Raw genomic sequence first — 380 nt, forward strand, 5'->3', positions numbered from 1 at the left:
GCGCCCCACACGATCCGGCCGCCGACCACCGTCAGCAACGCGGTCGTGCCCGCGATGTCGTCCTCCGCGCACGCGAAGAAGTCGCGATCCGGCACGACCACGTCGGCCAGCTGCCCGACCGCGATCCGCCCTTTCTTGCCGACCTCGTTCGAGAACCACGTCACGTATTCGGTCCACATGCGCAGCGCGGTCTCGCGATCGAGCAGGTTGCGCTGCGGATACATGCGCAGCCCGCCGATCGTCTTGCCCGTCACGAGCCAGGACAGCGACACCCACGGGTTGTACGACGCCACGCGCGTCGCGTCGGTGCCGGCCGACACCTTGAGGCCCTTCGACAGCATCTTCGCGACCGGCGGCGTCGCTTCGGCCGCCTGCGCGCC

General features: G+C 70.0%; 1 protein-coding gene. It reads right to left on the minus strand.

Annotated elements, in window-relative coordinates; all coding sequences use genetic code 11:
- The coding region (locus DPV74_RS41840; RefSeq protein WP_162923364.1) for an amidohydrolase family protein at window positions 1-380 on the minus strand (380 nt) is incomplete at both ends.

The organism is Burkholderia sp. HAN2018, assembly GCF_024704855.1.
GTDB classification, from domain to species: Bacteria; Pseudomonadota; Gammaproteobacteria; order Burkholderiales; family Burkholderiaceae; genus Burkholderia; species Burkholderia cepacia.